The following is a 25,944-nucleotide window of genomic DNA, read 5'->3' as shown; positions in this document are numbered from 1 at the left end:
TCGCTCCGTTCAGGATGACATGGGAACGCGCAGGCTCGCTCCGTTCAGGATGACATGGGGACGCGCAGGCTCGCTCCGTTCAGGATGACATGGGGACGCGCAGGCTCGCTCCGTTCAGGATGACATGGGGACGCGCAGGCTCGCTCCGTTCAGGATGACATGGGGACGCGCAGCCTCGCTCCGTTCAGGATGACATGAATGGGTGACAGTGCTCCCTGTGCTCGCGGCGACCGCCGTGAGGGGCGGGCAGGCTCCCTGTGCTGACGACGACATGAGAAGGGGCGGCCGGTGTCTCTCGACATCCGGACCGCCCCTTCAGGTGTACCCTGGTTTGCTCCTGCCTCTGCGGGCCTACTCCGCCGGCACGTCCGCGTCGAACCAGTTCATCCGCAGCAGCCAGCCCGGGCCTTCCTCGCCGGTCACCCGCTTGTTGAGCAGCATGTGCTCCGAGGTCGCGATCAGGAACGCGGCCGGCGCATCCTCGACCAGCTTCCGCTGCATGTCGCCGTACAGCTTGGCGCGCGCCTCGGGGTTGGCCTCGTTGCGGATCTTCTCGATCAGCTCATCGCCCATGGTGTAGCCAGAGCGGTTGCTGCTCGAGTCCGACCGCCAGAACCGCGCCGTCAGCTGGTCCGGATCGACGCGCGAGATGTAGGTGCCCCACATGTCGTAGTCGATGTTGGCGGTGCGCTGGGCGATGAGGCCCTGCTCCAACGAGTCGTTCTTGACCTTGATGCCGATGTCCGTCCAGTAGGACGACACGGCCTCGGCGACGCGCTTCGAGATCGGCAGCACGGACTGCGTCACGAAGCTCGGGGCCCAGTCTGGCGAGACGTTGGCGGCCTTGAGCAACTGCTTCGCCTTGTCCGGGTTGTACTCGTAGCGCGGCACGTCGTCGGTGTAGCCGAACATCCACGGCGGCAGGTAGCTGTGGATCGGCTGGGCCAGCCCGCCGAACAGATCCCGCGCGATGGCCTCGCCGTCGATGGCGTGCCAGAGTGCCTGTCGCACGCGCAGGTCGTCCAGGGGCTTGCGCCGCATGTTGAACCAGACGGTGAACGGCGACTGCCCGTAGCTGGACTTGATGAACTTGACGTTCGGGTCCGTGTTCTTCGAGGCGGCGATGGCCACGTCCGGGTCGGCGATGTAGTAGGCGTCAAGCTCGCCCTTGGCGACCGCCAGCATGGCGGTCCGCCCGTCGACCTTCATCCGGAACTGGATCTCGTCGACGTTTGCCGGCTTGCCCCAGTAATCGGGGTTCTTCTTGAGCGTCATGGTCGTGCCGGGCTGTGCCGAACCCCACTTGAAGGGACCGCTGCCGACGGGCGCGGTGCTCCACTTGTCGCCGAGGGCCTGGTGTGCCTTCGGGGCGACGAGCGCGCCGCTGGTGTAGGCGATGGTCGCCCCGATGAACGACGGGTACGGCTTCTCGAACGTGACCTTGACGGTCAGCGGGTCGAGCACGGTGATGGTCGAGCCGACCCAGTCCGCCGCCGCCGCCGAGCCGGTCTTTGGATCCTTGGCGCGCTCCCAGTTCCACTTGACGTCCTCGGCGGTGACTTCGCCGCTGCCGTCGTGGTACTTGACACCCTTCCGCAGGTGGAAGACGTAGGTCTTCGCGCCGTCCTGAATGTCCCAGCCCTCGGCCAGCTCGGGGTTGATAGTCGGGCCGAGCGGCGGCTTGTAGCTGTACCGCGCCACGTAGGTGTAGAGCGCATCGGACGGCGGGACGTTCGCCTGGGTGGTGGACTTGAGCGGGTCGAGGTCCGTGGCGTCGCCGGAGAGGCCGACGCGGTAGATCTTGGTCCCGCCGGGCTTGCTGGCAGCGGCCGGAGCCGGAGCGGAGGCCGGCGCAGCCGCTGCCGGGGAAGCGGCCGGCGACGCGCTCGGGGAGGCCCCGGCGGCCGGAGACGCGGCGGTTGCCGGTGAGGCCACCGGCGATGCGACCGAGGCCGGCGCGGAGGTGGGCGGAGCCGATGGCTTGGGCGCCTCGGCCGGCTTGGCCGTTGGCGCGGCCGGCGCAGCCTGTCCACAGGCTGCGAGGAGCGCCGCGCCGCTGGCCACGAGGCCCAGGCGCAAGAACTCGCGGCGGCTACGAGGCGAACGGCGGCCGGCTGATGCCGTATGCAGAGTCACGGGTGTTGATCCCTTCTCGGGCGTGCCGTACGGCGAACGGTGCCATCTCTCACGACCACCCCGTTGTGGGTGCATGAGAACCCTTCGAGTGACGGGATGGTACGGCCTGGGCCGGATCGTGGCAAGCCCCGGGCCGGCCGTGCGACATCGTTCCGCGTTGTGGGGACGGCTCAGGTCGGGCAGCTCGGGGCCGGCGCTGCCCCCACCCCGCCCCGTTGCGTTCAGTCTGGCTGGCTACTCGTAGATGATCACACCGCGTGCCATCTCGCCGCGCTCCAGCATCGCGAACGCCTCGTTGATCTCGTCCAGCCTGAAGCGGCGGCTGATCAGCTCGTCCAGCTTCAACCGCCCGGCCAGGTACAGGTCCAGGAGGATCGGCACGTCCTTGCGGATGTTCACCGCGCCGTAGGTGGTCCCGCGGATCGTCTTCTCCTGGGTGACCATCGCCAACGGGCTGATCGGCCAGCGCACGTCCGGGCCGCACAGCCCGATGATGAGCATGGTGCCGCCCTTGCGGGTGGCGTCGAACGCCGTCTGCATCGTCTCGGTGCGCCCGATCACCTCGAGAGCGTAGTCCACGCCGCGCCCGTCCGTCAGCGACTTCGTGACGGCGACCACGTCCTCGGTGCGCGCGTCGATGGTGTGCGTCGCGCCGAGCCGCTTTGCCAGCTCCAGTTTGGCCGGCACGATATCGGCCACGACGATCGGGTTGGCGGCGGCCAGCAGCGCGCCCTGGACGGCGTTCAGCCCGACGCCGCCCGCCCCGATGATCAGCACGCTGCTGCCGGCCTCCACCGGCATCCCGAACAGCAGCGGCCCGGCCCCCGAGGTGACGCTGCAGGCGATCAGGACGGCCACGTCCAGTGGGACGTCGTTGCGGATCTTCAGAAGGCCCTGCTCCGGCACCACGCTGTACTCGCTGAACGAGGAGACGCCAGCGAAGTGGAAGACCTCCCGATCGCCGTGGCGGAAGCGCGAGGTGCCGTCCACGAGGCGGCCCGACGAGCGGATCGGTGCGCCGAAGTCGCAGAGGGTCGGCCGGCCGCGCACGCAGTAGAAGCACGTGCCGCAGTGGGCGCGGAACAGCATGATGACGTGATCGCCCGGGGCGACGGTGGTGACGCCCGGCCCGACGGCTTCCACCACGCCGATGCCCTCCTCGCCGAAGATGATCGGGAAGGGGGAGGGGATCGCACCGTGCATGAAGTGCAGGTTGCTGTGGCAGACGCCGCTCGCCGCGACCTTCACCAGGGCCTCACCGTGGCGGGGCGGGGCCACGTCGACATCCACGATCTGGAACGGCGTGTTCGGGGCATACATCACGGCGGCGCGGGGCATCATCCCTCCTGAGCATTGGCAGCAAGCGTGTAGGGCATCAGGAAGATACCGCATGCTGCGTCTGGAGCCAGCGTAGCCAGAGCCCGACGATCAGGATCAGGACCGTGCCGAGGAAGAAGCCGAGGGTTCCCAGACGTGTCTGCGGAAACGTGAAGGGCGCCCCGTCAGAACTGGATGTTCGGGTCATCGAGTCCGGCGGCCGGGCAGGCGCAGGGCCAGCAGCGCGACGAAGACGATGGTGACGACCAGCCAGAGCGTGAAGACCCCCCGAATGGCGCGGCGCAGGACGTAGGCTCCGAGCGACACGGGACGAGACAGCCTCCGAGCAGGATGCTGCCCAGAGACGATAGGCCGTCTGACGTATGGTCCGCCTAACGGCCGTTCAAGGTGAGGTGAAGCTTTGCTCAACGGTGTGTAAGCGCCGTTCAGCCATCGGTGGGTCGAGTGAGTGCGCGCTACCCAGAACCCGCCCCTGCGCTATCATCGCCGCATGGGGCAGCGTCGCCTCCTGGGAGCGCGCCCCTTCACCGTCCGCCGGCCCGTCCTCGGCCTGCGGCTCGACCCCACAGAAGGAGCGACGGCATGTCCATCATCCGTCTCTACACCGGCGAGGATGGCGAGACCCACCTGGAAGAGCTCTCGCTGGCCGATCATCCGCAGCTGACGACCCTCCACGGGGCGAAGGGCATCGACTTCCGCCGCCACGAGGCCGGCAACTCGATTGACTTCCACGTCGCGCCGCGCCGCCAGTACATCATCAACGTCTCGGGCGAGGTCGAGTACGTCCTGGGCGACGGCTCGGTGCACCGGTTCGGGCCGGGCCACGTGACCCTGGCCGAGGATCTGACCGGGCGCGGCCACGTGACCCGCGTGCCCGGCCCGGAGCCACGGATCAGCGTCGCGATCCCCCTGGCCGACTAATGGTCCGTCAGCGCTCAATCGTCGGGTCGCTCAGGACCCGTCGTCATCCCGACCGCGGCGAGGCACGACCACCACTCCGTCATCCCGAGCGGAGTGAGCGTGCGAACGAAGTCGAGGGATCTTCCCTTCCGTATGGCTCATGTTTGGCTGGGGAAGATCCCTCCACTTCGCTCGTGCCTCGCCGCGCTCGGGATGACGGGGGAGGTGCCGCGCAAGCTTTGCCCTGAGCCTGCCGAACGGGTCGTTCCGCTCGGGATGACACGCACAATCTCACCCTCAGCGTGGTCGAGCATTCACTGTCAGCCCGCCGCTGATCGGCGGTGATCTCCGGGGAGCCTCTATGAGCACGTCGAACGCCAGCGCCACGGCCAACGGCAGTGTCTCCGAAGTCTGGAGCGAGCGCTTCCTCTCGACCGCGTTCGACGATCTGCCACCCGATGTGGTGACGCTGGCAAAGCGGGTGCTGCTGGACTACCTCGGGGTGGCCATCGGCGGGGCCAGCATGCCGATGGCCCAGATCGCCACGGCCTACTTCGTGGAGTTGGGTGGCAAGCCAGAGGCCAGCCTGCTGCTGGATACACGCCGCCTGCCAGGTATCCATGCGGCCCTGGTCAACGGCGTCTACGGGCACACGCTGGATATGGACGACGGCCACCGGATGGCGGCCGGGCATCCGGGCGTGGCAACCCTCCCGGCCGCGCTCGCCGCCGCCGAGATCCACCAGGCCAGCGGCCCCGATCTCCTGCGCGCCCTCGTCTGCGGCTACGAGGTCTTCGTGCGGATCGGGGCGTTCCTCAATCCCGCCCACCTGAAACGCGGCTACCACACCTCGGCCACGGTGGCGCCGTTCGCGGCGGCGCTGGCGGCCGGCCTGCTGATGGGGCTGGATCGGGCGCGGCTGGCACGAGCGCTCGGGCTGGCCGGCGTGCAGGGGGCCGGCCTGATGGAAGTCTTCCACGACGGCGCGATGGCGAAGCCGTTCCAGGTGGCGCGGGGCAGTGCGGCCGGCCTGCTAGCCGCTGACCTGGCTGCTCAGGGCGCGCTGGGGCCACGCTCGGTGCTGGAGGGCACGCAGGGCTTCCTGGCGGCGATGTGCGGCGAGCGCGATCCTGCGCCGTTGCTGGCTGGCCTCGGTCCGGACGATCCCGCGCCGGACTGGGCCATCCGAGGCGTCTACTTCAAGCTGTACGCGGCCTGCCGCCACACCCATGCCGCCGTGGACGCCGCCCGCGCCCTGCGCGACGACTATCAGTTGACTCCTGACGACGTGCAGTCCGTCGTCGTGCGGACCTACGCCGTGGCCGACCAGTTGTGTGGCGCGACGGCCCTCCCCAGCGGTCCGTCCGAGGCGAAGTTCAGCCTGCCGTACACCGTGGCGCTCGGGCTGACGGTCGGGCACGCCGGGCCATCCACCTTCGCCCAGGAGCAGGTCGAGGACGCGACGCTGCGATCCCTGGCCTCGCGGGTGCGCGTCGAGATCGACCCGGCCATCGAGGCGCAGTATCCGAGCACGCGCCCGGCCGCGCTCGACCTGACCACGCGCGACGGCCGGCTGCTCCAGGCGGAGGTGTCCATCGCGCGGGGCGAGCCGGAAGTGCCGCTGACCCAGGCGGACGTCGAAGTGAAGTTCCTCGACAACGCCGTGCCCGTCCTGGGGGAGGCGCAGGCCCGCGAGATCATCGCTGAAGTGGGGGCGCTCGAGACGCGCCGCTCCTGCCAGCGCCTGTTTGACCTGCTGGCCGGCCGCGCGAGCCTCGTCGGAGCGCCATCCTGACGGTACGGGTGCGTGCCGCTCACCGCCTGGGGTAGAGCGGTGCGCACCCATGTCATCCTGAACGACCGAGCTTGCGAGGGAAGTGAAGAACCTCACCCACTGACGTTAGATTGTCGCGTCAGCGGGTGAGGTGTTTCGCTGCGCTCAACATGACAGACCAAACTGCGTGCTTGCAATGGCGCAGCGGCGCACACCAGCCGGTACGCGCCTACACCGCACACCGCACACCGCACACCGCACGACCCAATTGCGCCGGCTGCCGGCATGCGGCATGATCTCCACCCCAGCGTCAGGTTCTTTCGGAGGTCGTAACGGTGACGGTCGGAGCGCGCACAGGGCCGCAGGGGCACACCGGGGCGAGTGCTGTCGTCGCGGCGCTCGAAGAGCGGGGCGTCGAGTACCTCTTTGGCGTCCCCGGCCACGGCGCCTATCCGATCTACGGCGCGCTCACGCGCGGATCGAGCGTCCGGCCGATCGTCGGGCGCAACGAGCAGGGCGTCTCGTTCATTGCCGATGCGTGGTCGTGGGTCAGCAATCAGGTGGCGGTCGCGACGAGCGTCCCCGAGTGCGGCTTCACCAACTCGTCGACCGGCGTCTGGCAGGCGACCGAGGACGGCGAGCGGATGCTCTTCATCCTCGAACACGACCCGATGCACGAGCCGATTGCCCGCTCCGTGGCGATCCACTACGCCCAGGCCAACAGCGCCGAGGAGATCGGGCCGACCTTCCACCGGCTGATGGATCTGCTGGAGACCGGCCGCCCCGGCGGCGCGGTACTGGAGATCCCACAGCGGGTGCTGGTCGGGCCAGCCGAGCGGCTCGGGGCGCGGCCAGCCCGCCCGAAGCACGCGGTTGTCGATCCGAGCGCCCTCGACGAGGCCGCCAGCCTGCTCTCAAAGGCGCAGCGGCCGGTCATCGTGGCGGGACGGGCAGTGGTGGCAGCCGGCGCCGAGGGGGCGCTGCGTCAGCTTGCCGAGAAGCTCCAGGCGCCGGTCTTCGCGGATCGGAACGCCAAGGGCGCGCTGCCGGAGGATCATCCGCTGGCGCTCGGCTACACCTGGAGCCCGACCTCCGTCTCGGAAGAGCTGTTGAAACAGGCGGACGTGGTGCTGGCCATCGGGCCGCGCGAGCTGGCGGCCACCGGCGCCCGTTCGGCCGAGCAGATCGGTCAGCAGTTGATCCACCTGGACTGGGAGCCGGGCGACGAGGCCGCGCCCGCCCGCCTGAAGCTGGCCGGGCACGTCGGGGACGCCCTCAGCGATCTCGCGGAGCTGGTCTCGGGGCGCAAGACCCCAGCCTTCCCGACCGAGGCGCTGGACGCCATCCGCGAAGGGCCGTGGCGGTACGCCGAGGGGCGGGTGCCGTGGGCGCTCGACTTCTTCCGCAACCTCCAGACGGCCCTGCCAAAGGATGTCCTCTTCTTCACCGACTCGATGGTCGGCCTGTGGGTTTTCCGGCTGCTGAAGGCGTACCAGGGCCGCTCGTATCGGTTCGGCTGGGGCAACGGCAGCGGGACGCTCGGGTACGGCTTCCCTGGCGGCATCGGCGCGAAGCTGGCCGAGCCGAGCCGCGAGGTGGTCTGCATCGCGGGCGACGGCGCGGCGCTCTACAACCCGCAGGAGCTGGCGACGCTCAACCTGTACGGCATGAAGGTGACGTACATCGTCTGCAACGACGACTGCTACGGCGCGGTCCGCGACAACCTGAACGAGGGGTACGGCGTGCCCATCGGGCACGAGCTGGTCAACCCTGACTTCATGAAGCTGGCCGATGCGTTCGGGATGCGCGGCATCCGCGCCGAGACGCCGGCCGGCATCGGGGCAGCATTGCAGGAAGCACTGGCCGGCGACCGCTCCACCCTGATCGAGGTGCCGCTGGAGCTGCGCCCTGGCCGGTACTGAGCGGGGTCGTGGGCCGTAGGGCGTGGGGGTTGGTGAAAGCGTGCAACTCACCCTTGTCATCCTGAGCGCAGCGGAGGACCTCACCCGCTGACGCGAGCGTTGACGGTATGCCCGCCGCCATGACGCTCAAAGAAGCGGGGACCTCACCTGCTGACGCGAACGTTGACGGTCAGCGGGTGACGGACGAGATGACGGTCAGCGGGTGAGGTCCTTCGCTGCGCTCAGGATGACATGGGGAGTTGCGTGTTCGCTACGACACAGCAGCGCGCGTCAGCAAGCATGCTTCCACGATCCACGATCCGCGCATGACCCCAACGGTTAGTCTGGCGCTCGCGGGGACCGTGCTGCTGTGGGCGTCGCTGTTCGTGGCGACGCGCGCGGCGCTGCCGTACTACGGCCCGGACCACCTGATGCTGCTGCGGTTCCTGTGCGCCTCGGCGACGCTCGGGGCGGTGGCCGTCGTCAGCAGGCCGCGCCTTCCGACGCTGCGGGATCTGCCGGTGCTGGCTGCCAGCGGCCTGCTCGGGATCACCCTCTGCAACCTCGGCGTGACCTACGGAGCGCGGACCGTGACGGCCGGCTCGGCCAGCATGCTGGCGAGCCTCGGCCCCGTCTTCTCCGCGATCCTCGCCGTGGCCTTCCTCCACGAGCGACTGCGCCGGTGGGGCTGGGCCGGTATCGGGGTCAGTTTCGCCGGGGTGGCTGTTATCGCGCTGGGCGAGGGCGGCGGAGTGCGCCTGGAGCCTGGAGCGGGCCTGCTGGCGCTCGGGGCGCTGGCGCAGGGCGTCTCGTTCGTGGTGCAGAAGTCGGCGTTCGGGCGGTACGGCCCCGTGGCGCTGATCAGCTACACGATCTGGATCGGGACGCTGCCGATGCTCCTCTTCGCGCCGGGGCTGGTGGAGACCATCGCCGCCGCGCCGCTCCATGCGACGGTCAGCGTGGTCTACCTGGGCGTGGTGGCCGGAGCGTTCGCGCAGTGCATCTGGGCGTACGCGCTCTCGAAGATTCCGGCCTCGCGCGCGGCCAGCTTTCTCTACCTGATCCCTGGGCTGGCCGTCGTCTTCGGCTGGGCCTACCTTGGCGAGATGCCGTCCTGGCTGTCACTGCTGGGCGGTGGGCTGACGCTGGCCGGCGTGGTGCTGGTCAACACCCTCGGGCGCGACCAGCCCGCTGCATCGGCTGTCCCGGCTCCGAACCCGTCTGACGAGGACCGCCCCACCGCTGCACGCCGAGCGTCAGGGCTGACAGCCCGTCCCTGAGCCGCCGTTCGAGATCCTGACCACCCCGTCAGGCTCGGCGTACTGCACGTCGGGGTCGGCGTTGAGGGCGTCGATGGCCTGCTGACCGGTCCCGCCGGGGACGTTGACCACCTGCACGTCGATGCCCAGGATCGTCTGGATGATCGTGCCGCCGTACCGCCCGATCACAACGGCCGGGTCCGCGCCCGGCTTGACCTTGACCAGGATGCGGTCGGGCGGGCACGCTGCCGGCGAGGGGGCAGCGGCCGGCGGTTCGGGTATGGCGGCTGGCGGCTCAGGCACGGCTTCCTCCGTGGGCGGCGGCTCCTGCTGGGCGCGGGCTGTCACGGCCAGCCCGGCGATGGCTGCCGTCAGGATCAGGAGGGCCACCAGGATTCTGACCATCATCTGCCTCACATCACGTACAACGTTGAAGGCGCACGAATCGTTCCGTTGAGCGTGTCGACCTGGGCCGGGTAGTGCCTGGCAGCGCGGAGCGTGCGCGTGCAGGCATCCGGCGCGTCGCCCTCAGACGTACCAACGGTACGACGTGTCGCCTCGTGAGTGGGCTGGATCAGGACGGGGTGCAGGCTTCGTCGCCGACGCTGACGCCGAGGGAGGGCTCCATGCTGAATGCACGGATCGGCAAGCGGGTTCGCTCAGTGCTGGGTGCGGGCGTGCTGGCGCTCGGCGTGCTGCTCGGCGGCGCGGCGCTCAGGTACGGGATCGGGCCGAATGCTGACAGCGCACCCCCAGCCTACGCCGCGCAGCCCGCCGCGGCCCCGGTCTCCGCTGCGCCCGCCCAGGTGGAGATCCGCGAGTTCCCGGTGCCGCGTGGCTCCGCGCCGCACGACGTTGCCCCGGCCCTGGACGGCGGCGTCTGGTACACCGCCCAGGCAACGGGCGCGCTTGGCTGGCTCAACCCGGCCACGGGCGAGACGCGCCACGTGCAGCTTGCCCGTCCCGGCGAGCGCTCGGCTCCGCATGGCGTGATCGTCGGGCCGGACGGCGCGCCCTGGATCACCGACGGCGGCCTGAACGCCATCGTCCGCGTCGATCCGGCTACCAGCGAGGTCCGTCGCTTCCCGCTGCCGCCCGAGCATGCTGCCGCGAACCTGAACACCGCCACCTTCGACCGCCAGGGCGTCCTCTGGTTCACCGGCCAGAACGGCGTCTACGGCAGGCTCAACCCGGCCGATGGCGCGATGTCCGCCTGGAAGTCGCCGCGCGGCAACGGCCCGTACGGCATCACCGCCACGCCGTCCGGCGAGGTCTACTACGCGTCGCTGGCTGGCAGCCATATCGCCCGCATCGACACCGAGACGGGCGTGGCGACGCCCATCGACCCGCCGACGCCGCGCCAGGGCGCGCGACGGGTCTGGTCCGACAGCGAGGGCCGGATCTGGGTCAGCGAATGGCTGTCCGGGCAGGTCAGCCTCTACGACCCTGCCTCCGAAAGCTGGCGGGCCTGGAAGCTGCCCGGTTCCGCACCGATGACGTACGCCGTCTACGTCCACGACGATGGCACCGTCTGGCTGACCGACTTCGGTGGGAACGCGTTGGTCCGCTTCGACCCGTCCTCCGAGTCGTTCGAGGTGCTGCCGCACGCCGCGCCGAACGCCAACGTTCGGCAGCTGCTGGGCCGGCCCGGCGAGGTCTGGGGGGCGGCGTCGGGGCAGGACCGGCTGGTGGTGGTGTACACGCGGTAGTCGTGAACGACCGGGCTGGGTCGCTGCCGACACTTCCCCGTCATCCCGAGCGGCGTGACCCATTCGGCAGGCTCAGGGCAAGGCTTGCGACTTCCCACCCAGGGCGATTGTATGTTGATGTCGTCGTGCCACCGCGTCGGGGCTTGAAAGCCCCGCCTACCATCCTGCAGTCGCTGCGCGACGCGCCAGTCGCACCAGTGCCTGCCGTTCCCGACGGCCGTCGCGCAGCGACTGCATGCGTGTAGGCGGGGACTTCAGTCCCCGACCGCCCGTTCCGTGATGCTTCGGGGACACCAATGAACAGGCAATCGCCCTGAGTCACGAACCGGGGCGATTGCATGTTGATGTCGTCGTGCCGCCGCGTCGGGGCTTGAAAGCCCCGCCTACACTCCTGCAGTCGCTGCGCGACGCGCCAGTCGCACCAGTGCCGGCCGTTCCCGGCGGCCGTCGCGCAGCGACGGCGTGACGGTAGGCGGGGACTTCAGTCCCCGACCGCCCGTTCCGTGATGCTTCGGGGACACCAATGAACATGCAATCGCCCTGACTTCCCACCCCGTCATCCCGAGCGGCGTGAGCCTGCGAACGAAATCGAGGGATCTTCCCCGGCGAACCGAGTAGCGGCTTCAGGAAGATCCCACTCCACTCCGCTCGTTCCTCGCCGCAGTCGGGATGACGGACGGGAGGGCGTTTCTCGCCGCGGTCGGGATGGCGACAAGTGAGTGCTGCGCGACCCTGCGATTGACATCTGACGAGCCAGGAGGGGCATGCCCCTCGACGGCTCCGGGGTAGAATGCCGCGATCTGGAAGAGGATGGCAGACGTGGCAACTGCGTACGGAGTCGGGATCATCGGGGCGGGCATGTTCGGGGCGCAGCACGCGCGCGCCCTGGCCATGGTCCCGGGCGTCAAACTGGTGGCGGCCTCGGCGCGTACACCCGAGCGGCTGCAGCGCTTCACGGCGGAGTTCGGGGGCGCCGGCTACACCGACTACCGCGACCTGATCGCCGATCCGGCAGTCGACGTCATCTGCAACGTGCTGCCCCACAACCTGCACGCCCAGGTGACCGTCGAGGCGCTGCGGGCTGGCAAGGCTGTCCTGCTCGAAAAGCCGATGGCCCCCACGCTCGCGGACTGCGACGCTGTCGTGCGGGCCGTGGCCGAGATGGGGACGCCGTTCATGGTGGCCCACCCCTACCGCTACATGCGGGCCTACCAGGAAGCGCTGCGCCTGATCCGTGAGGGAGCCATCGGGCGGCCGGTCGCGGCGACGGCTGCGATGGTGAAAGACTGGACCTTCGCCCAGCGCGAGCAGTGGCACCTCGCGCCGGGCGGCGGCATGTGGCTGACCAACGGCTGCCACCTGGTGGACCGGCTCTGCCTGCTGCTGGACGCCCAGCCGAAGGACGTGCGGGCTGTCGTCGGGACGTGCTTTCACCCGCAGGATGTAGACGACCTCGGGGTCGGGCTGATCGGCTTCGAGGGCGGCGCTGTGGGGATCGCCCGGGCCATCGGGTACGCGGCCGGTGCGCGCGACGACTGGTCAGAGGTCCAGGGCACCGAGGGCGCGTTGCGGGTCAACCACACCGATGGCCTCTTCCTGGCGCGCCGCGACGCCTGGGAGCCAGTCTTGCAAGCGCCCAGCCCACAGCTGGACGCCCTGGCCGGCGAGTGGGTGGCGTTCCTGGCCCACGTGCGCGGCGAGACGCCCTCGCCCGTCTCGGCAGAGTACGGCCGGCTGGTGGTGGCGACGGTGCTGGCCGGCGTCGCGTCGAGCGAGAGCGGGCAGGTGACGCCCATCGCGTGAGGCAAGCCCGGATACACGCTACAGCGAGTTGCACCGGGGACGACGATCCGCGCCGCGACGGCCAGCGACGTTCGTGAAATGCGCGGTATGGAGCGGCCGTCGTCGCGTTGATCTAGAGGCCGCGCCGGCCCATCTCTTCGCGGATCGCGCCGAGCAGCCAGCGATGGTAGCCGTCGGCGTAGGGCACGAGGTCGGTGAGCGTCAGCGTGCGCGCAACGAACGCGTCCGGCCCGGCGGCTGCCGCTCGGTAGCGGGCCTGGGCCTCGCCGATGCGCCCCTCGACCAGCCCGAGCAGGTCGTCCAGGCCAAGCCAGGCCAGCCCGGCCACCTCGCGCGGATCGGGCTGGTAGGCGGCGTCCGGCGGGCCGGGCATCAGCAGGTGGACGACGTGGTACTCACGGTCGATCAGGCCGTTGGCATGATCGTGCTGTTGCCGGTGCCGCCCGAGATGGAGCATGTCCCGAAGCTCGACGGCGATGCCCAGCTCCTCGCGGACCTCCCGCGCGGCCTCGGCCATGCTCTCCCCGAAGCGGATGTGCCCGGCGGCCGAGGCGTCGAAACGGAGCGGCCAGACATCCTTGCGGGCCGCCCGGTGCTGCAAGAGGATCTCCGGACCCTCCCGCCCCGGCCGCGCGATCCAGCAGAAGAACGCCTGGTGCCAGTGGCCCTCCAGGTGGATCTGCCCGCGTGGCAGCGCCGTACCGGTCGGCTCGCCCGCCTCGGTGAAGACCTCCAGCAGCTCGCGAGGGTCCGTGAGCTGTACCGCGCCGCCTGCCGCGCTCATCGTCGCCTCCGCCCCTGACCGTGTGCCCGCTGTCCCACATCCGATGCGCGCACCGTCGCGCGAGACACTGTCTACACCCGATGCGCGCCCGTGCCTGCTGCGCTGCCCGCACCGCCGATCATGCCTGACGAGATGTCGCCGTGCACAGCCACGGCCCCGGAACGCGGCGCGGCGCCCGAATGACGCAGATGCTCTGACCGGATGTTCCACTTGCCAAAATCCGACCATTAGAGTAGGCTAATGCTTGCCATTTGGTAACCCTCAGCGCGCTGCAGAGAGGTCTTCTCGTCATGCATCCTATCGTCTCACATTCTCGTGGCCGGCCGACTCGGGTGGCGGTGCTGGCCCTGGCGCTCGCGCTGGCGCTGCTCGTGCAGGCCGGCGGTCCGTTGCTGGCCTGGGCCGCGCCGGCCGCCCAGGGCACGATCACCGTCACCGACGTTGTCGGGCGAACCGTCACCGTCAAGGCGCCCGTCCAGCGGGTGATTCTGGCGGAAGGTCGCCAGACCTACATCGTGGCCTCGCTCGACACCGACAACCCGTTCCAGCGGGTCGTCGCCTGGGGCGACGATCTCCGCACGGCGGACTACGACACCTACGTCAAGTATGGGGAGAAGTTCCCGTCGATGGCCGAGATCCCGGTCATGGGCAGTCCGCAAAGCGGCACGTTCAGTGTCGAGAAGGCGGTGTCGCTCCAGCCGGATCTGGTGCTGTTCAGCCTGGATTCGTACGCGCCGGCCCGAGACTCTGGCCTGATCGACACCCTGGCTGGCGTCGGCATCCCGAGCGTCATCATCGACTTCCGCCAGCAGCCGCTGGAGACGACGGTTCCGAGCATCCTGCTGGTCGGGCGGCTGTTCGGCCGCGAGGCGAACGCGCAGGCCGTGGCGGACTTCTACACGCAGCAGGTCAACACGGTCTTTGCCCGCGTCGAGAAAATCAAGGACGCGCCGCCGACGATCTTCATCCTGCGGGCGGCTGGCCTGCTGGACTGCTGCGGCACGTTCGGCCGCGCCAACCTCGGCATCCTGGCCGAGCGGGCCGGCGGCACGAACATCGCCGCGGGCCTGTTCCCGGGCTGGAGCGGCACCGTCAACCCTGAGAAGGTCTTGACGGCAGACCCGGACATCATCATCGCGACGGGCTCGAACTGGGTCTACTCGCCGAACGCCCAGAACTACGTGCCGTTCGGCTACAACACGACGCCCGAGATGGCTCGCACCGCCCTGCGCGGCCTGACCGATCAGCCCGGCTGGAGCGGCCTGAAAGCCGTCAAGACGGGCCGGTTCTACGGGGTCTGGCACCAGTTCTACAACTCGCCGTTCCACTTCGCCGTGCTCCAGCAGTTCGCCAAGTGGAACTTCCCGGAGCAGTTCGCCGACATCGACCCCGAGGCGAACCTCCGCACCTACCACGAGCGGTTCCTGCCGATCAGCTACGGCGGCACCTTCTGGGTGGGCCTGAACGACTAGCGCCCTGCGTCGAAGGGCAGGCTCTGCGAGTGGAGGGAAGAACCTCACCCGCTGACGCGGGCTTGACGGTCAGCGGGTGAGATCCTTCGCACGCTCAGGATGACAGAGGGTGCTGCAGGCTCTCAGAGGGTCTTGCAGGCTCTCAGAGGGTGCTTGCAGGCTCTCAGAGGGTGTTGCACGCTTTCTACGAGAACGCAGCCTGCCTCAGGGCGGAGTTTCCGTCCAGAGACGCACATCTCAGAGCTATCGGGGTGAGTGGGCGCTGTCACGCATGCGGACCCTCACCCGAAACCTGACACCCAGAACCCGACCCCGCACCTCGGAGGCACGACGTGGCTCAGAACGTCGCGGCCGGCACGATCCCCGGGCTGCTGGCCGCCGAGCGCGGCGACGCAGCCAGACGGGCGCTCGGCCGCCGCATCTATGCGGACGTCACCAGGCGCAAGCGGCTGATGCTCGGCGTGCTCGCGCCGTTGCTGGTGCTGCTGATCCTGGCCGACATCTCCATCGGGCCGTCCGGCCTGACGCTCCTGGATGTGGCCCGTATCATCGTCTGGCCGGCCAGCGCCAACATCACGCAGTACGCCATCGTCTGGGACATCCGCCTGCCGATGGCGCTGATGGCCGTGGTGGTCGGCGCGTCGCTGGCCATCGCCGGCGCTGAGATGCAGACGATCCTGAACAACCCGCTGGCCAGCCCGTTTACGCTGGGGATCTCGGCGGCGGCGAGCTTCGGCGCGGCGGTGGCGCTGGTGCTTGGGGTGAGCATCGTCCCGTTCGCGAGCGGCATCTTCTTTGTGGCCGGCAACGCCTTCGTCTTCGCGATGGTGGCCGCGCTGGTCATCTTCGCCTTCAGCATGATGCGCGGCGTCTCTGCCGAGACGATGGTGCTGCTGGGCATCGCACTGGTCTTCCTGTTCCAGGCGCTGCTCGCGTTGCTCCAGTACATCGCCTCGGAACAGGCGCTCCAACAGGTGGTCTTCTGGTCCCTGGGGAGTCTGGCGAAGGCCAGTTGGCCGAAGCTCGGGCTGACGGCGCTGATGGTGGCCGCCACGCTGCCGTTCTTCCTGCGGGCAAGCTGGCAGTTGACAGCGCTGCGCCTCGGAGATGAGCGGGCGCGCGCGCTGGGCGTGGACGTTCAGCGGCTGCGGCTGCTGGTGCTGGTCGGCGTGTCGCTGCTGGCCGCGACGGCTGTGGCGTTCGTGGGCACCATCGGGTTCGTCGGACTGGTCGGCCCGCACGTCGCGCGGATGCTGGTGGGCGAGGAGCAGCGCTACTTCCTGCCGGCCTCGGCCATCTGCGGCGCGATCCTCCTGGCGGCCACCTCGCTGGTGAGTAAGGCGATTCTGCCGGGCGTCATCATCCCGGTCGGCATCATCACGGCGTTGATCGGCGTGCCGTTCTTCCTGGCGCTGATCTTCAGCCGGCGGAGGCAGCTCTGGTCATGAGCGTCCGACTCGACGACATCAGCTTTTCCTATGGCGCTCAGGCGGTCCTGCACGGCGTCTCGATGGCGGCGGCGCGCCCGGGCGAGGTGCTCGGGATCGTTGGCCCGAACGCGGCCGGCAAGTCCACCCTGCTGAAGTGCGTCGCGGGCCTCCACCGGTCGGGCGGGCAGGTCTGGCTCGACGGCGCGGAGGTCCGCGGCGCCGAGCAGTGGCGCACGCTGCGTCGGCAGGTGACCTACCTGCCTCAGGAGTACGCCAGCACGGCGGCCATCACCGTCTTCGAGGCGATCCTGGTGGCCCGGCAGCAGTCGGCCTCGTGGATCGTGGGCGACGACGACATCGCGGCCGTCGCGGCGATCCTCGACGACTTGCGCCTGGAGCCGATCGCCCTGCGCTACCTGAGTGAGCTGAGTGGCGGACAGCGCCAGATGGTGGCGGTGGCCCAGGCCTTGGCCCGCGACCCCCGCGTGCTCCTGCTGGACGAGCCGACCAGCAGCCTCGATCTCCAGCGCCAGCTTGAGCTGCTGCAACTGGTGCGGTCGCTGGCCGCCGAGCGCCAGATGACGGTGCTGATCGCCCTCCACGACCTGAATCTGGCGGCCCGCTTCGTGGATCGGCTGGTCATCCTGCACGGCGGCCGAACCTACGCCGACGGCGCGCCGGAGGATGTGCTGACCGAGATGATGCTCTGGCAGGTGTATGGCATCGAGGCCCGCGTGGAGCTGGACCGAGACGGTTTGCCGCGCATCACGCCGCTGCGCTCGATCCGCGACACCACGGCCGGAGCACCACCGCCGCGGGAGCCGGTCGCCGCGTTCGCCTGAGATTATCATCACCTGACGCCCTGGTGTCACATTCTCCCTGACGACATGCAGGGCGATGGCATGTTCATTGGTGTCCCCGAAGCATCATGGAGCGGGCGGTCGGGGACTGAAGTCCCCGCCTACAGTCACACCGTCGCTGCGCGACGGACACCGGGAACGGCAGGGACTGGTGAGACTACAGCGTCGCGCAGCGACTGCAGGATGGTAGGCGGGGCTTTCAAGCCCCGACGCGGCGGCACGACGACATCAACATGCAATCGCCCTGATCGTCGATCATCAGTGCATGCTGGCACGTTCATTCGCCGCCGAGGGCTTCGTCCCAGTTATGGAGTATGTCGTCATCGAGCGGGCGCGGCTGGAGCGATACCAGAGAGCGCTTCCCGATCTCAGCCTGCATCTCGTCGTGCTGAATCCAAGCCGTGAGGTTATCCTCCAGCGGGATCACGATCGCGAGAAGACACCGGTGGCGCACCACTTTGTGCACCTACAGCAGGCGCTCGTTGGTGAACTGACTGGTGTAGGGGCCTGGATCGACAGCAGTGAACTGACGGCAGAGGAAACGGTTGCCGCCATCCTTCGGCAGCCAGAACGCGCGCGCCTCGCGAGCATGAGCACGGGGCGGTAGCCGCGATGGTTGCGCGCGCATCCACGCTCGCCGTCCGTCGCTTCTGGCGCCGGGGTAGAATCGGGGCATGCACGGGTACGAGCCAGTCATGACGTTTGGGGAGGCCGCCTCCCGCCGTTACGACGACCGGCCGCGCGGCGATGAAGATGCCGCCGTCGCGTTCCTGGCGGGGCTGGCCGGGGATGGCTCCGCGCTGGAACTGGCCATCGGGACGGGACGGATCGCGCTGCCGCTGGCGGCGCAGGGCGTCCCCGTCCACGGCATCGACCTCTCGCCCCACATGCTCGACCGGCTGCGCGAGAAGCCCGGCGGCGACCGGATCCCGGTCACGCTGGGCGATTTCTCCCGGGTCCCCGTCGAAGGCCGTTTTCGCCTGATCTACCTCGTCTACAACACCCTCTTCAACCTGCTGACCCAGGATGAGCAAGTGCGCTGCTTCGAGAACGTCGCGGCGCACCTGGCCGACGATGGCCGCTTCGTGGTCGAGGCGTTCGTGCCAGCGTACCTCCACCGCCTGCGCGACGAGCAGTACGTCGATGCTGAGGCCATCGCGGTGGACGAGGTCAAGCTCGACGTGGGCCGCCACGACCCCGTCACGCAGACCCTCTACGAGAGCCATGTCTCGCTGACGGCGCAGGGCGTCCGCGTCCACCCGATCGTCTGCCGCTACATCTGGCCCAGCGAGATGGATCTGATGGCGCGCATCGCCGGGCTGCGCCTGCACGAGCGCTGGGGCGGCTGGCTCCGCGAACCGTTCACCGCCGCCAGCCGCCTGCACGTGTCGGTCTACGGTCGCTGAGCCGCCTGCCCGCCCGGGCGCTATGGCAGAGCCGGCGTGCCCGGACCGGGGGTCGCGGTCACGGTCGGCGTTGGGGTGACGGTCGGCGTGGCTGTTGCGCTGCTGGAGGGCGTCTGGGTCAACGTTGGTAGGGCGGTCGGCGTGGCGGCCGACACTGCGCTGGTCGGCGCAACGGATGGCAGATTCGTCGTCGGCGCGGTTGCTGCCGGGGCGTTGGTCGGCGCACTCGTCGAAGGTGTCGTGGCCGGGGTGGCGGCCATCGCCCCTGGCGTTGCCCCTGAGGTTGCCGCCGGCGTGCCCACGGTCGGCGTGTCGATTGCCGCGCGCGCCGTCCCCGTGGCCGCTGCCTGAGATGGGTGTACTGTGGCCGTGGGAGTCGATGTCCCCGGCGTCACCGTGCCGGGCGTGCTGATGGTAGCCGTCGTCGCGGTGGACGGCGAGCCGCCCGCCGCCGTGGTCGCCGATGCTGCCGCCTCCGCCGTGGCCGACGCGGCAAGCTCCGTCGAGGTGCTGGCTGCTCCAGCCGGCGGGCTGCCGGTGACGGCGGCGACGTTGTCTGTGCCGCTGGGTGCGGCGCCGTCGCCTGTCGGGCTGAGCGCGATGCCGGGCTGGCCGCCTCCCCCACGGGCCGACGGCAGCAACGGTGCGCCCGGCCCCTGGGCCGTTGGCGCGGGCGTCGGGGTCGTCGGGGCGAGCACTGGCGGCGGGTTCGGAATGACCTGCCCGACCGTCGTGCCGGTCGCTGGCTGATCGGCCACCAGCGAGCCGAGCGGCTCCCCACTGGCGACTTCAACCGCCGTGACGCCGCCCATCGCCAGCGCGAAGCCGACGAGCGCCACGACGGTGACGGTCACCAGCGACCGCCGCGAGACCATCCCGAGGACGGTCTGCGCCGCCGCGGGGGTGGTGACCACCGTCTTGACGAGGCCGTCTCGACGTAGCTGCCGCGCCGAGACGCCAGCCTGGATGATGCGGCGCTCCAGGGACGTGAGCGGCGCCTTCACGATCTCGCTGACAGACGAGCCGATGGTCGCGCCGATCATCGCGCCGGCCAGCGTACCCTGCGCGCCGAGCCACGAGGTGAAGATCGCGCCGCAGACGGCGGCCAGTCCGGCCGTGGCAATGCCAGCGAGGTAAGCTTGCGGTTCGGCAGGCAGCATGTTCGAAGCAGGAGAAGGAACGGTCACAGGCGACAGTCCTTTGCTGTAGGGGGTTGGGACTCACCACGGCGTCGGGGCTGCACCAGGAGAGCGTGCACCTGGCGTGCCAGCATGGTCACGCGGGCGCGCGATGGCAGCGCACAGGCGAGAGAACGCGGTGGGTGTTGCGTACGAGCCGCCCCCTGCCGGATGCTGTGTCCTCGGAAGCGCAAGGGGGAATGCGGTAGGATTTCCCGTTAGGAACGCGCCCTGGCTGGCCGCGTGTCACAGTGTTCCGTCACACCCATCTGGGAGAGGTCCACGATGCCGTTTACCGCCCGTCTCCTCCGTGTCAATCTGACGACCGGCACAACCCGCGACGAAGAGGTCGCCCCTGAGATTTTGCGGAAATGGCTCGGCGGGACGGGCCTGGGCGTCCACTATCTGATGCAGGAAGTGCAGCCCGGCACCCGCTGGGACGACGCCGAGAACCCGGTCTTCATCTGCACCGGGCCGCTGGCCGGCACCCGCGTCTCGGGGACTGGCACCGTCTCCGTGGTGTTCAAAGGCCCGATGAACGGCCTGGCCGGGGCCACCCAGGCGAACGGCTACCTCGGGGCGTTCTTGCGGACGCAGGGCTACCTCGGCATCGCCATCACCGGCAAGGCCCAGGGGCTGACCCGCCTCCACATCGACGAGCACGGCGTCAGGCTGCTGGACGCCAGCCGCTACGCCGGCCTGCCGGTCTGGCAGCTTGAGGACACGATCCGTGCCGAGGAGAACCTGACCGACAAGCAGATTTCGGTGTTCGGCATCGGGCCGGCCGGCGAGCACAAGGTCCGATTCTCGGCCTTCGTTGGGGACCGGGGGCACGTTGCCTCGCACAACGGCATCGGCGCGGTGCTCGGCGAGAAGAACCTGAAGGCGATCACCTGCAAGCGTGGCAGGGTGCGCCCGCACGTCGAGGATGACAAGCGGCTCAACGAGCTGGTGAAGCCGCTGTTCATCGACGCCAAGGAGTTCGGCGGCGGCGGCATCTACAACTGGGGCACCGGCGGCGGCGTCTCGGGCGCGGCGCGCGGCGGCTGGCTCCCGATCAAGAACTACACCACCAGCATTTTCGAGGAGCACGAGCAGGTCAGCGGGCAGTACCTGCGCGGCAACTTCGAGTGGAAGACCAATCCCTGCTGGGCCTGCCAGATGGGCTGCTGCAAGCTGATGACCGTCACCGAGGGGCCGTACAAAGGGTACGCTGGCGAGGAGCCAGAGTACGAGGGCCTCGCCTCGATGGCCTCGCAGATCGGCATCACCGAGGCGGGCGCGGCCACCATGCTGGCGAACGAGTGCGACTCGCTCGGCTTCGACGTCAACGAGCTCGGCTGGCTGCTGGGGTGGGTCATCGAGTGCCACCAGCGCGGCCTGCTCACGAAGGAGCAGCTCGACGGCCTTGAGCCGACCTGGAACGATCCGGAGACGGCGCTCGCGCTGATGAAGAAGATCGCGACGCGTGACGGCTGCGGCGACTGGCTGGCTGAGGGGGTCATGCGGGCCAGCCTGCACATCGGTGGCGAGGCGGCCAACGCGGCGATCTACACGATGAAGGGGCATGCGCCGCGCTCGCACGATCACCGCGCACGCTGGGCCGAGATGTTCGACACCTGTCTGTCGAGCACCAGCACCATCGAGCTGACCTCTGGCGGCATCCAGACCGAGCGCCTGGGCCTCGCGCCGACCAAGAACCGCTTCGACCCTGATGAGATCGTCGAGCAGATGACGGCGATCAACGGCTGGCACCAGTTCGAGGACTCGCTGGGCATCTGCCGCTTCGACTTCACCAACGCGCACCTGGGGACGGCCACTGTCAGCGCCGTCAGCGGCTACGACATCGACCTGCCGGAGGCGTTGAAGATCGGGCGGCGGATCTCGGCGCAGCTGCGGATCTGGAGCTTCCTCCACGGGATGGACCCGTCAAAGGAGCGCCCGTCCACACGCTACGGCTCGGTGCCGGTGGATGGCCCGGCCAAGGGCTCGAACATCATGGACCACTGGGACCGGATGGTCAGCACGTTCCGCGAGCGCATCGGCTTCGACACGGAGCAGGGGCTGCCGCTGCCGGCCACGCTGGTGGAGCTTGACCTTGAGGAAATGATCCCGGTGGTGGAGAAGATCGCCGCCGAGCGCGGGTTGGCCGTGGCTCGGTAGCGCCCGGCGCCATGACGATAGAGACCCCACGGCGGCGGACCATCGCGCTGGAGTACTACTCCTGGCTGGCGACCCAGCTCAAGGGCGTCGGCGAGCGCGGCATGACCGAGCACCTGCCGATCTCCGAGGATATGACCGTCCGCGACCTGCTCGTGCAGCTCGCGGACGGCTCCGAGAAGTTTGCCGAGCTGGTCTACGACCGTGAGGGCGACCGGGTCAAGGAGTACGCGGCGCTGATCGTCAACGGCCAGATGATCGAGCTGGCCGGCGGGCTGGACCGGCGGCTGGAGGACGGCGATCGGCTGCTGCTGCTGCCGGGCTTCAGCGGCGGCTGAGGCGGCGCGCGGCCCGTAGCCACAGGGTGGCCCCATAGGAAATGCCTCACGCTCAAGTCGAATGACTCACCGTCAGACTTGGTAGACCGACTCTGACGGTGAGTCATTTCTCTCCAGCGATCATCTTGCTGAAGCAAGCCAGTTCAGTCGCCGCGCATCCGCCGACCGGCGCCGTATCGGCGCCCGCGGTGACTTCCTTCAGCCATGAGCCAGCCGGTGTCAACCCACAACTGTAGATAGCGTGTTGCGGTGGGCCTGCTGACCCCCAGTGCATCGCGAACGGCTTTGTTGCTCATGCGCTCGTGGCTACCAAGCGTATCCAGTACACGCTGAAGATCTTCCGGCGGTGATGCATCCTGAGGGCGCGTCGGGGTGATCTGGTACACCCGGCTGCTCTTCCCCGTAGACTGAATAGTCCCCTTGCGCATCAGGAGTTTGATCGAATTCGACGCGCCATAGAGATCCAGACCAACAAGCTTCTGATACTCTCGGCTCGTAAAGCGATCACCGTGCGCGTGGGCGTAGGCCAGCAGGCGCTTCTGATCACCACTGAGATCGAGTGTGTCGAATTGCTTCAGCCACGTCAGCGTTGCCTGATCGTAGACAGGCTGATTGCGGAGTGTCACCCCGAAGTACGTTTGCCCAATGTTCTCGAAGCGCGGCGGGTAGAAGCCTTCGCGCTCCATGACTGCGAACATTCTGGGAATGCCTTCGCCGAGCTCTCGGACAAACCCCAGTTCGGCAAAGACCCGCATGATGAGCGGGTTCCGCGACAGGTGGAGGCGCTCACGACGCGCGAGTGCCTCCACGGTAACAGGATGGGGTGGCAATCCAGGGCTTCGCACTTCCAGGCGGTCGTCAAACATCCAGATTTCGACTTGCGCGCCATGGATACCGTAGTCCCGATGGGCAACGGCATTGACCAGCGCTTCCTGCCAGACGAACGTTGGGTATTCCAGTCGCTCTGAGAAGAAAAGGGTCTGCAATTGGTGACGCTCGCGGATGTATGGACGGATTGCCTCGAATGTTCGCTCCACAAGCGCAGCAAGCGGGCGCTCGATCCGAACCCGCTTCGCCACATTCAATTCAGCGCCGAATCGTCGCTCGGTGCCCTCCCACCGGACGAAGTCCACGCCGCATCTCGGGTGCCAACGTTGCGGATCTTTGCCGAACAGCAGCAGCCCGGCCAAATTCGGCACGCTACGTTCTTGGCGGTCTTCAAGAAGGCGAAATCGGTGGAGTGTCCGCTCCGGCGGCCCCGTCTCGCCCACTCTCCCGGCCAAAGACACAACAAGTTCCAGATCGATGTCGTCTAGCGTCGCGCCTGGCGGAAACGAGCGCTCGATCAGCCCCTGGCCCTTGGTGGCTTTGAGCGCGGCAATTGCAGGTGCGGCGAATGGTACGTTTGCGGCGCCAACACGCAGAAGATAGCGTCCATCTGCAAGTTGGTGGACTTCGGGACTCCAGTCAACTGCAAAATGGAGCAGCAGTTCGCCTGTCGTCGTCTGGACATCACGGACCTGGAATCGAATGGGCGGGGAGACGTATTGATGCTCTGCTGCTGCGCGACGAATGAGCGCGGTTTTGTCGTCTGGGTGAGGCGCGCCTGAAACTGTGCCGTCATCCTCAATCCCAATAACCAAATCTCCGCCATCGGCATTCGCCATAGCCGAGAGCGTCTCGACAACGTCCCAGGCGATGTCACGGGCGTTTCGACGCTTGAGGCGACCCATGGAGCGGTCGAATGCGGACTTTCGTTCAAAGAACTGACTCTCAGGAGTCGTCGACCAGCTTCTGATCTCGTCATCCACGGTCACGTACTCAACCCCTGAGCAAGACTCAAGAGCGGCTGCCAGCCATTCCTGCACAAGCAATCTGCCGTCGAAGAGTCGCGCTAGGCAAGTATACTGGGGCGAATCTGGCAAAAGAGCCGCGGCAGATGACACCCGCTCATCACGATACCTCATCCTCCACGCAATGGGCGTACGGAGTTCGCAGGGAGGCATCCTCAGGCGGCGGCTGGAGGACGGCGATCGGCTGCTGCTGCCGGGCTTCAGCGGCGGCTGAGGCGGCGCGCGGCCCGTAGCCACAGGGTGGCCCTCGTCTGGCGAGGGGAAAGCGTGGGCCGCTGGTGCATGGGGGTCAGGAGGGAGTCCACCATGCACCAGCAGCCGCTTCGGGCTGACGCAGCAGGGTCGCGGCTTCGGGTGGGGAGAACCTTGGCCTGTATGACCCGTGCGTCAGAACCCGTGCCCTCGAGCAGGGCGCTTGCTCACGACAATCCAGGAGGGGAGATGCCGTGTGCCGCTACCCTGACGGACGTTGGTGCTTGACAGGTAGGGGAAGGGTGTCAAGCGCCCGCGCCTCAAGAGCGTATGACTGGAAGCCCCTGGGGAGAAGGCGCTTCCAACCAAATCCAGAGGACTCTCGCAGCCTTTCGGCGACGAGACGAGCACCGGGTCGATCGGGTGGGGAGCCTGATCCGCCACGACGTTCGTAGGTTCATCATGCCGGATGGGCCGCGCAATCCCTGTCAGTCAGGCGGCGGATTGCCCATCCGTCACGTGACCGATTCTCGTGAATCGACATGCGCCCCGCAGTAGTGCGAAAGCAACGGTAGCGAGAGCGCGTGAGGCACACCACGATTGCGCGGCTTGCCGCATCCGTGTGGGTGGTCTATCCTGAACCATGGCACGCATCGAGGCGCGCAAGCGTGGGCCGATTGGCGAGATCCACCTGAACCGGCCCGAGGTTCTCAACGCGATGGGGCGTGAGTGGCCGCGGGATATGCTGGCCGCCGCCCAGGAGATGCAGGACGACCCGGCCATCCGTGTCGTCCTGGTGACTGGCGAAGGCCGGACCTTCTGCTCGGGGTTGGACCTGACACAGCTCTCCCGTGGCGAGATCCCCAACCAGTTCTTCCACGATGCCGAGTACGCCTTCCGCGCGATGGAGACGATGGACAAGGCCGTCATCGCCGGGTTGCAGGGGTACTGCATCGGCGGCGGGTTGCAGCTGGCCATCGCTTGCGACGTGCGGATCGCTGCTGACGACGCCATGCTCGGGCTGCCGGCCGTGCAGGAGGCGTTCCTGCCCGGTATGGGGACGTACCGGCTGCCCCGGCTCATCGGGATGGGGCACGCTCGGCACCTGATCCTCAGCGGTGAGAACATCGACGCGGCTGAAGCGTACCGTGTCGGGCTGGTCAACAAGGTCGTGCCGCGCGCCGACCTCGAAGCCGAACTGGAGGCCTGGGCGCGGCGCTACCTGGATGTTCCCCGCCCGAGCCTGACCTGGGCCAAGCGGCTCTCGAATCAGGCCCTTGACCTCACCTTCGACGAGTTCGTGCCCGTCTTCGACCGGGCGATGGAGACGGTCCTCGCCTCCGAGGAGCACCTGGCCGCTCGCGCCGCCTGGCTCGAACGGATCGCGCAGCGGGCCGCCGAGCGCGAGGCGCGCAAGCCAGCACCCTGACTGCGAGGCGTCGGACGTATCC

20 protein-coding genes are annotated in these 25,944 nt (G+C 68.5%); 14 read left to right on the top strand and 6 right to left on the bottom strand.

The window, feature by feature from the left end:
* Positions 1-351 precede the first annotated feature (351 nt).
* Both IT306_21365 and IT306_21360 read right to left on the bottom strand, forming a co-directional pair.
* The gene (locus IT306_21365) at positions 352-2,136 is read right to left on the bottom strand and encodes an ABC transporter substrate-binding protein (protein ID MCC7370978.1); all 1,785 of its coding nucleotides are present in this window, start codon (positions 2,134-2,136) and stop codon (positions 352-354) included.
* Between the two features lie 234 nt (positions 2,137-2,370).
* Positions 2,371-3,474: a Zn-dependent alcohol dehydrogenase gene (locus IT306_21360; protein ID MCC7370977.1), complete on the bottom strand. Its 1,104-nt coding sequence runs from the start codon at positions 3,472-3,474 to the stop codon at positions 2,371-2,373.
* A 582-nt stretch (positions 3,475-4,056) separates the two neighbouring features.
* Here IT306_21360 and IT306_21355 point away from each other — a divergent pair.
* The 4 genes from IT306_21355 to IT306_21340 all read left to right on the top strand — a co-directional run bounded on the left by IT306_21355 (position 4,057) and on the right by IT306_21340 (position 9,329).
* Entirely contained in the window at positions 4,057-4,395 is a 339-nt protein-coding gene (locus tag IT306_21355) for a hypothetical protein (protein MCC7370976.1), read from the top strand.
* A 340-nt stretch (positions 4,396-4,735) separates the two neighbouring features.
* On the top strand, positions 4,736-6,169 hold the full coding sequence (locus tag IT306_21350; GenBank protein MCC7370975.1) for an MmgE/PrpD family protein: 1,434 nt from the start codon (positions 4,736-4,738) through the stop codon (positions 6,167-6,169).
* 314 nt (positions 6,170-6,483) lie between these two features.
* Positions 6,484-8,070, top strand: a complete 1,587-nt coding sequence (locus IT306_21345; GenBank protein ID MCC7370974.1) for a thiamine pyrophosphate-binding protein — start codon at positions 6,484-6,486, stop codon at positions 8,068-8,070.
* A 305-nt stretch (positions 8,071-8,375) separates the two neighbouring features.
* The gene (locus IT306_21340; GenBank protein MCC7370973.1) at positions 8,376-9,329 is read left to right on the top strand and encodes a DMT family transporter; all 954 of its coding nucleotides are present in this window, start codon (positions 8,376-8,378) and stop codon (positions 9,327-9,329) included.
* Here the strand turns inward: IT306_21340 and IT306_21335 are convergent.
* Positions 9,306-9,716 (bottom strand): hypothetical protein, encoded by a 411-nt coding sequence (locus IT306_21335; GenBank protein MCC7370972.1) that lies wholly within the window; start codon positions 9,714-9,716, stop codon positions 9,306-9,308. The genes IT306_21340 and IT306_21335 overlap by 24 nt on opposite strands.
* Positions 9,717-10,114: 398 nt before the next feature.
* On the opposite strand from IT306_21335, the gene IT306_21330 reads away from it, so the two are divergent.
* Positions 10,115-11,017: a lyase gene (locus IT306_21330; GenBank protein ID MCC7370971.1), complete on the top strand. Its 903-nt coding sequence runs from the start codon at positions 10,115-10,117 to the stop codon at positions 11,015-11,017.
* A gap of 819 nt (positions 11,018-11,836) precedes the next feature.
* Complete coding sequence (locus IT306_21325; protein ID MCC7370970.1) at positions 11,837-12,820, top strand: Gfo/Idh/MocA family oxidoreductase; 984 nt, start codon at positions 11,837-11,839, stop codon at positions 12,818-12,820.
* 112 nt (positions 12,821-12,932) lie between these two features.
* On the opposite strand, the gene IT306_21320 is transcribed toward IT306_21325, so the two are convergent.
* The gene (locus tag IT306_21320) at positions 12,933-13,604 is read right to left on the bottom strand and encodes an NUDIX domain-containing protein (protein ID MCC7370969.1); all 672 of its coding nucleotides are present in this window, start codon (positions 13,602-13,604) and stop codon (positions 12,933-12,935) included.
* A gap of 290 nt (positions 13,605-13,894) precedes the next feature.
* Between IT306_21320 and IT306_21315 the strand changes: the two genes are divergently transcribed.
* From IT306_21315 to IT306_21295, 5 genes are all read left to right on the top strand, one after another.
* Positions 13,895-15,076, top strand: coding sequence for an ABC transporter substrate-binding protein (locus tag IT306_21315; GenBank protein ID MCC7370968.1), 1,182 nt, complete (start codon positions 13,895-13,897; stop codon positions 15,074-15,076).
* Positions 15,077-15,528: 452 nt separating this feature from the next.
* Positions 15,529-16,524, top strand: coding sequence for an iron ABC transporter permease (locus tag IT306_21310; GenBank protein ID MCC7370967.1), 996 nt, complete (start codon positions 15,529-15,531; stop codon positions 16,522-16,524).
* Positions 16,521-17,348 (top strand): ABC transporter ATP-binding protein, encoded by an 828-nt coding sequence (locus IT306_21305; GenBank protein ID MCC7370966.1) that lies wholly within the window; start codon positions 16,521-16,523, stop codon positions 17,346-17,348. Before IT306_21310 ends, IT306_21305 begins: the two co-directional genes overlap by 4 nt.
* Before the next feature lie 283 nt (positions 17,349-17,631).
* Positions 17,632-17,973, top strand: coding sequence for a hypothetical protein (locus IT306_21300; protein MCC7370965.1), 342 nt, complete (start codon positions 17,632-17,634; stop codon positions 17,971-17,973).
* 67 nt (positions 17,974-18,040) lie between these two features.
* The gene (locus IT306_21295) at positions 18,041-18,772 is read left to right on the top strand and encodes a class I SAM-dependent methyltransferase (GenBank protein MCC7370964.1); all 732 of its coding nucleotides are present in this window, start codon (positions 18,041-18,043) and stop codon (positions 18,770-18,772) included.
* Positions 18,773-18,792: 20 nt separating this feature from the next.
* On the opposite strand, the gene IT306_21290 is transcribed toward IT306_21295, so the two are convergent.
* The gene (locus tag IT306_21290; GenBank protein MCC7370963.1) at positions 18,793-19,959 is read right to left on the bottom strand and encodes a hypothetical protein; all 1,167 of its coding nucleotides are present in this window, start codon (positions 19,957-19,959) and stop codon (positions 18,793-18,795) included.
* A gap of 276 nt (positions 19,960-20,235) precedes the next feature.
* On the opposite strand from IT306_21290, the gene IT306_21285 reads away from it, so the two are divergent.
* Both IT306_21285 and IT306_21280 read left to right on the top strand, forming a co-directional pair.
* Positions 20,236-22,113 (top strand): hypothetical protein, encoded by a 1,878-nt coding sequence (locus tag IT306_21285; protein MCC7370962.1) that lies wholly within the window; start codon positions 20,236-20,238, stop codon positions 22,111-22,113.
* 11 nt (positions 22,114-22,124) lie between these two features.
* Positions 22,125-22,448 carry a MoaD/ThiS family protein gene (locus IT306_21280; GenBank protein ID MCC7370961.1) on the top strand — a complete coding sequence of 108 codons (324 nt, stop codon included), beginning with the start codon at positions 22,125-22,127 and terminating at the stop codon, positions 22,446-22,448.
* A gap of 143 nt (positions 22,449-22,591) precedes the next feature.
* Here IT306_21280 and IT306_21275 read toward each other — a convergent pair whose 3' ends face one another.
* Entirely contained in the window at positions 22,592-24,259 is a 1,668-nt protein-coding gene (locus IT306_21275) for a putative DNA binding domain-containing protein (GenBank protein MCC7370960.1), read from the bottom strand.
* A gap of 877 nt (positions 24,260-25,136) precedes the next feature.
* Here IT306_21275 and IT306_21270 point away from each other — a divergent pair.
* A complete protein-coding gene (locus IT306_21270; protein ID MCC7370959.1) occupies positions 25,137-25,922 on the top strand; it encodes an enoyl-CoA hydratase/isomerase family protein in 786 nt (261 codons plus the stop codon).
* Positions 25,923-25,944: the final 22 nt, after the last annotated feature.

The sequence above is a fragment of the Chloroflexota bacterium genome, from assembly GCA_020850535.1.
In the GTDB taxonomy this organism is placed as follows: domain Bacteria; phylum Chloroflexota; class UBA6077; order UBA6077; family JACCZL01; genus JADZEM01.
This window is presented reverse-complemented; position numbering and strand designations above follow the sequence as displayed.

What these genes read in the sequence shown, in the direction of transcription:
- IT306_21285 (MCC7370962.1), top strand. Translation starts at nt 20,236, where the DNA reads ATGCCGTTTACCGCCCGTCTCCTCCGTGTCAATCTGACGACCGGCACA.
- IT306_21335 (MCC7370972.1), bottom strand. Translation starts at nt 9,716, where the DNA reads ATGATGGTCAGAATCCTGGTGGCCCTCCTGATCCTGACGGCAGCCATC.
- IT306_21315 (MCC7370968.1), top strand. Translation starts at nt 13,895, where the DNA reads ATGCATCCTATCGTCTCACATTCTCGTGGCCGGCCGACTCGGGTGGCG.
- IT306_21350 (MCC7370975.1), top strand. Translation starts at nt 4,736, where the DNA reads ATGAGCACGTCGAACGCCAGCGCCACGGCCAACGGCAGTGTCTCCGAA.
- IT306_21305 (MCC7370966.1), top strand. Translation starts at nt 16,521, where the DNA reads ATGAGCGTCCGACTCGACGACATCAGCTTTTCCTATGGCGCTCAGGCG.
- IT306_21270 (MCC7370959.1), top strand. Translation starts at nt 25,137, where the DNA reads ATGGCACGCATCGAGGCGCGCAAGCGTGGGCCGATTGGCGAGATCCAC.
- IT306_21280 (MCC7370961.1), top strand. Translation starts at nt 22,125, where the DNA reads ATGACGATAGAGACCCCACGGCGGCGGACCATCGCGCTGGAGTACTAC.
- IT306_21340 (MCC7370973.1), top strand. Translation starts at nt 8,376, where the DNA reads ATGACCCCAACGGTTAGTCTGGCGCTCGCGGGGACCGTGCTGCTGTGG.
- IT306_21300 (MCC7370965.1), top strand. Translation starts at nt 17,632, where the DNA reads ATGCTGGCACGTTCATTCGCCGCCGAGGGCTTCGTCCCAGTTATGGAG.
- IT306_21295 (MCC7370964.1), top strand. Translation starts at nt 18,041, where the DNA reads ATGCACGGGTACGAGCCAGTCATGACGTTTGGGGAGGCCGCCTCCCGC.
- IT306_21320 (MCC7370969.1), bottom strand. Translation starts at nt 13,604, where the DNA reads ATGAGCGCGGCAGGCGGCGCGGTACAGCTCACGGACCCTCGCGAGCTG.
- IT306_21310 (MCC7370967.1), top strand. Translation starts at nt 15,529, where the DNA reads ATGCTCGGCGTGCTCGCGCCGTTGCTGGTGCTGCTGATCCTGGCCGAC.
- IT306_21360 (MCC7370977.1), bottom strand. Translation starts at nt 3,474, where the DNA reads ATGCCCCGCGCCGCCGTGATGTATGCCCCGAACACGCCGTTCCAGATC.
- IT306_21355 (MCC7370976.1), top strand. Translation starts at nt 4,057, where the DNA reads ATGTCCATCATCCGTCTCTACACCGGCGAGGATGGCGAGACCCACCTG.